Consider the following 4,968-nt stretch of genomic DNA (forward strand, 5'->3'; position numbering starts at 1 on the left):
ACATACTCATCGGTTTTTCCCGCACACGCGGGGTGATCCCCCGATACCGCGAACAAGAATCCGTCACGCTTAGTTTTTCCCGCACACGCGGGGGTGATCCCATAGCACCAACACTTACCGATATGTACACCTAGTATTTCCCGCATACGCGGGGGTGATCCTACGATCTCGTAAAGAGCTTGGGCAATCTTGTGGTATTTCCTGCATACGCGGGGGGGGGTGACCCCATCAACCTTGAGGTACATGGCGGTGTAAACGTGATTTATACGATTGCTGAATTCGTCAAGCTGGTAAAGCAGGACAAGCGCATCTCTACTGGTTTGTTATGACGCTTGCAACGTATGCCGTTAAATGTGGTATCTCAAAAGAAGAGCTTGAGGCGGACGCATATGCGCTCATACTGCGCCTAAACGCTGAAGGAGAACTATTACTGAAGATGACGTGACGAACGTGTAGCAGCGTTTACAAAGATCTGTATTACGCATTCGATTAACTAATTGGTTGGATAACGGTAACTGCACAAGGAGTAACCACTAAAATAATCTTGTTGAAAAATGTTGCAAGGATAATCCGAACGGTAAAAAGATTGATTGTGAACGTGAAACAGGAATGTCACGTCATACCGTTTTAGAATGGTGGAATTCTTAATTATATGTTATATTGTATATAATGCTTTACGCTGTAAAGTAAATGCTATAAATATAACGTTAAATAGAGGTAATATTATGACTCAAGTGAATTTTAGAGTAGACGATACAATCAAGGCGAAGGCTGAAAGCGCTTGTACAGCTATGGGCTTAAGTATGTCTACGGCTATAAATATTTTTCTTACAAAGCTTGCAAATGAGCAAAGAATACCATTTGAAGTAGCTGTTGATCCGTTTTATAGGGATGAAAATATGACAAGACTAAGAAAGTCTATCACCCAGCTCAATGCAGGTAAGGGAAAAGTACATGAGGTAGATTATGAATAAAATTTTTTTCAGATGAAGCATGGGAGGATTTTGAGTATTGGACGAAGCAGGACAGAAAAACTATTAAACGCATACTTCAGTTACTACAGGATATTGAAAGAAACGGTTATGAGGGAATAGGTAAACCTGAAGCTCTGAGGGGAGATTTAAGAGGTTTTTGGAGCAGAAGAATAGACGATTGCAATCGTCTTGTATATCGTATAAGGAATGGAAACATAGAGGTGGCACAGTGCGGATCTCATTATAGAGATAAATAAGTATGTGTACTATCAAATGTCTTAAAAGCTTAACACACCCTTCCTCATTCCAACATTTCTATGTTTAAAAACCAATTTGATATACAGTCACTAATCCTTGATTTTTAGTTTTTTCTGCACACGTGAGGGTGATCCCAGGTAATCTAGATTATGATTTTAATGATGGATATGTTAGCTATGAACTGGGTATTTACTTAAAAAGTGGTACACTTAATGAATGCATGGATAACTGCATAGTTGAAGAGCTAGAGGAAAGCATAAAGTAAAATTTACTATGTTAGGAGGATACCATGGATAAGCGACTTGGCGACATGACAAAAGAAGAGCTAGAAAAAGAACTACTAATACAGAAAATATTAAAAGCTAAAGGTGATGTTGAGCGCAATGACGCTAAAAATGATCATCTTGTCAAGAGTGTTGATAATACTAAAACGGCTAAAGTATGGAGAGTAGGACAATATTTAAATTTTATTATTTTGATTGCCTATATGATTCTTGTTGCTTATATACTGTCTAACACCTTTTCGCGCCTACCCTTTTAGTTGCACCCATACTTTCCTTTGTCATTTTCAAAGGTTTTATATTGTGGGATGGTGGTTTCATTTTCAGGTTTGTGTTCGTTTGTGAATAATATCCTGTCATGTTTCACTAGCTTTTTCTTGTTCAATAAAAATGGTTGATATCAACCACATCATGATATCCGCTTGTCCACCCTTTATTTGAGTATTGCCAAATTGTTGGTGCGTCTCAGTATCCTATTCTGTACGGGTAATTGCCAGTGTACCGTTTTCTCGCACACCTGGGAGTATCCCACGTCAAGTGGGAATGCGGGCTCACAAGGGAAGTATCCCTTCTTAGCCACCATTCTGCTTCCTCACTTTATTCCGTTTATCTGCGCAAACATAGATACTTATTTGTAATTAAGCGTGATCTTAGCTCAAAGTGTTACAAAGCATTTACCAGTCGTTATATACTTTGAACATTTCTTGCTGAATAGCTTGGGGATAGAAATTGTTCTTTAATGTTTAATACGATGATGTATAGATGTATCATTGTTCTCTTTTTGCCTATTGACCGCTGCTTTCGGTGCTGCCTTCGTTGCAGCCATCTCCTCAGCAAGAGAGCGGTACGGGTGGACTTCTTCTGTAGTGTGAGAAATTTTTGCTTTATCAAGTGCCTTTAGGAAGGACTCTGCAAGAGAATCTTTATCAATAAGATCATCGTCTTGGATAGCACATCAGATCAAACTGTTCAATACCTTTTCAGAGAAACCTGTTCGGTAAAGGCGATTAATTGGCTGCGAGAGTTCTTCCCAGTAGTTATTGGTTATAAACAAAACATCGTATAGGTCGTGAATCCTATTTCTGCTCATAAATACCGCCATTTTCATCTGAACGAGCGTATCAATTGGATAGCTACGTATATCATCTTTTATAACAGAACTATCAGAATATTTGCTTTTACAGGTAGCATCATATCCTTTACGAGTAATAAAGAAGATCCATTTTGTACTGTATTCACGCCCCATAAAGCGATTGATTTCATCAAAACGATTGGGGTAAGTCTTTATGGGATGTAAGACACGCGCAAAAACATCAGCTAGCGAAGATAAAGGGCACTATCATTCAAATTGCCACTGCGGGATTGTAGCAGGGGGAAAAGATACTTGTGTTGAAGGCTATCAGCCAGAAGAAATACTAAAAGAACTTGACGACAAGGTAACAATAGGTGGTTTGGCACCTAGCGAACCAATGAGCTTTGAAGAAGTAGACCATCTGAGAGCTAATCCTAAATATAAATATATTTATGAAGCGTGGGTAAAATTTACCAAAGGTGAAATTACTGAAGAAACGTTTAAACGGATTTAAAATAATTATGCTGGATATTCCGTTAATTGCCAAACGTGTGTGGTTGCTAACGAAGCGCGTAGAAGAGGCTATAATGTTCGTGCTGTGCCAAACAATCAAAAGCTGAATAGTGCGGCTTATTTGTTGTCAAGAGATACGTCACTAGCATATATAGATAGAGAAACAGGCAAACAGCCTAAATATATTACCTATACGGGAAAGGGTATCCAAGATTATCGTGGTAAGGCGATTCCAACCAAAAGTAGGTTTGTAATGTGGCTTAACTCTGATGGAGTGGTTGAAGAAAACGCTAGATATACAATTGAAATGTGTTGGAAAAGCGGTGGAGGTCATATAATATGCTTAGATAGAACCAATGAGGGGCTTCGACTGTTTGACCCACAAATAAATCGTAGGTATACTGGGGAAAATATATCAAACTATTTTGATTCAGTTAAGTTTTTCACCACGTATAAGGGGAACAAAATAAGTGTTGCCCCCAAGTTGTTAAGAGTTGACAATGTGGATTTTAATAAGAAACTGGTAGACAAAATTTTGGAGAAAGCATAATGGATAAGGAGATTAAGGCATTTGTCCAAAGTCAACCTGAGTTGGAAGACGCAATATATTTAGGTGTATATAAAGGTATTAATATATACCGACCAATATATGGTGACAACGACATAGTTGTCGGCAGGGCACCTGCAATAATGGAATACAAAAATGTCGTTAGTTGGGTATTCCCTAGCGATTTTATGTTTGACCTTATAAAAAATTTTCTTCCATAAAAAGATTGATATAAATAGGAGGCAGCTCCTCCATTAGCGGAGCAGCATACCTCCTATCTAAACAAAATTAGATCTCAAAGGAGCGCACATGTAAGCACACGTGCTGCACCAATCAATATCGTTAATCAAAGAGCCTGCATAGGCTCTTTTTGCCCTATAGCTTTCATCTTTTGTAGATGAGGTTTTTTATTAGCCTTGAAAATGCGTGTACAGGTAGAGCGTCCAAACGGCGCTCTTTTTGTACGATTTTAATCCTATATAAAAACCAACAACCACCTGTCGAATTACCGACAGGTTGAGGTGTAAGGCGAATTATTACTTTTGATAGAATCAAAATGAAATAAAATATATATCCATGTACTAAAATCTAACAATGTGTTTTGTCATACAAAAGAAGTTCCAAAGCTTAAGCCAAGAAAAACAAAGAAAGCAGAGGAGCTTAAATAATATAGATGCTGGGGAGTTCGCTCCTCAGAGTCTTATCTACAGTATAAAGGGGTAGTTGCCATGGAACAATACATTTATATGATTATCACAAGTGCTATAGGGTATATTATCGCGCATTATATTGTTAAGGTTCTTGATACTTTAGGAAAGAAGAAATAATAAAGGTAACCGATGCATAGCATGCGCAAAAGTTAACCGAAGCATAGAACGCGCTAACCCTAACTGGAAAAGACACAATATAATACAGGTCGTATTCTTTATCGATGAAATGGATTTATATAAACACGTGTTCCGCCACCAAAACAAAACGTTTTTATAAAAGACCTCATCAGAAAAGATATGCAAGTTCACAACCAAAATGAGCAGCGTACGCGCTTGGCATAGCTTTTTTGTAGCGTATAATACAAAGTGTTAAATTGAACTGTTAAGTATCGTTACACATGGGTTTGTCAAATTAGCAGTCCTTAATTTGGAAGTATTCACCTCTACTAAAAATCACTTTGAACGATAGGGGAATCATGATTTCTTTTGACCAAGCCAAGCGAAAAGCACAAGGCAGTGTAAGCAATTTTCACGAATTTGATTTGTGCGTAGAACACGATAATGCTTTCGTTTTTTACAGTGGCAGCGATTGTGAAGATGAAGAGCCTGTTAT

The 4,968-nt window shown here is 38.1% G+C and carries 5 protein-coding genes; all 5 read left to right on the forward strand.

From position 1 onward, the window contains the following. The first annotated feature begins 725 nt into the window (after nucleotides 1-725). Nucleotides 726-974 carry a type II toxin-antitoxin system RelB/DinJ family antitoxin gene (locus AC5GD6_RS05990; protein WP_491846461.1) on the forward strand — a complete coding sequence of 83 codons (249 nt, stop codon included), beginning with the start codon at nucleotides 726-728 and terminating at the stop codon, nucleotides 972-974. After that, a complete protein-coding gene (locus AC5GD6_RS05995) occupies nucleotides 971-1,231 on the forward strand; it encodes a Txe/YoeB family addiction module toxin (RefSeq protein WP_491846463.1) in 261 nt (86 codons plus the stop codon). The genes AC5GD6_RS05990 and AC5GD6_RS05995 overlap by 4 nt, the downstream gene beginning before the upstream one ends. A 290-nt stretch (nucleotides 1,232-1,521) precedes the next feature. After that, nucleotides 1,522-1,773 (forward strand): hypothetical protein, encoded by a 252-nt coding sequence (locus tag AC5GD6_RS06000; RefSeq protein WP_006302717.1) that lies wholly within the window; start codon nucleotides 1,522-1,524, stop codon nucleotides 1,771-1,773. A gap of 1,026 nt (nucleotides 1,774-2,799) precedes the next feature. After that, nucleotides 2,800-3,099, forward strand: coding sequence for a hypothetical protein (locus AC5GD6_RS06005; RefSeq protein ID WP_416454486.1), 300 nt, complete (start codon nucleotides 2,800-2,802; stop codon nucleotides 3,097-3,099). 39 nt (nucleotides 3,100-3,138) lie between these two features. Continuing rightward, nucleotides 3,139-3,648, forward strand: coding sequence for a hypothetical protein (locus AC5GD6_RS06010; protein ID WP_491846462.1), 510 nt, complete (start codon nucleotides 3,139-3,141; stop codon nucleotides 3,646-3,648). The last annotated feature ends 1,320 nt before the right edge of the window (nucleotides 3,649-4,968 follow it).

The sequence above is a fragment of the Fannyhessea sp. genome, assembly GCF_986145555.1.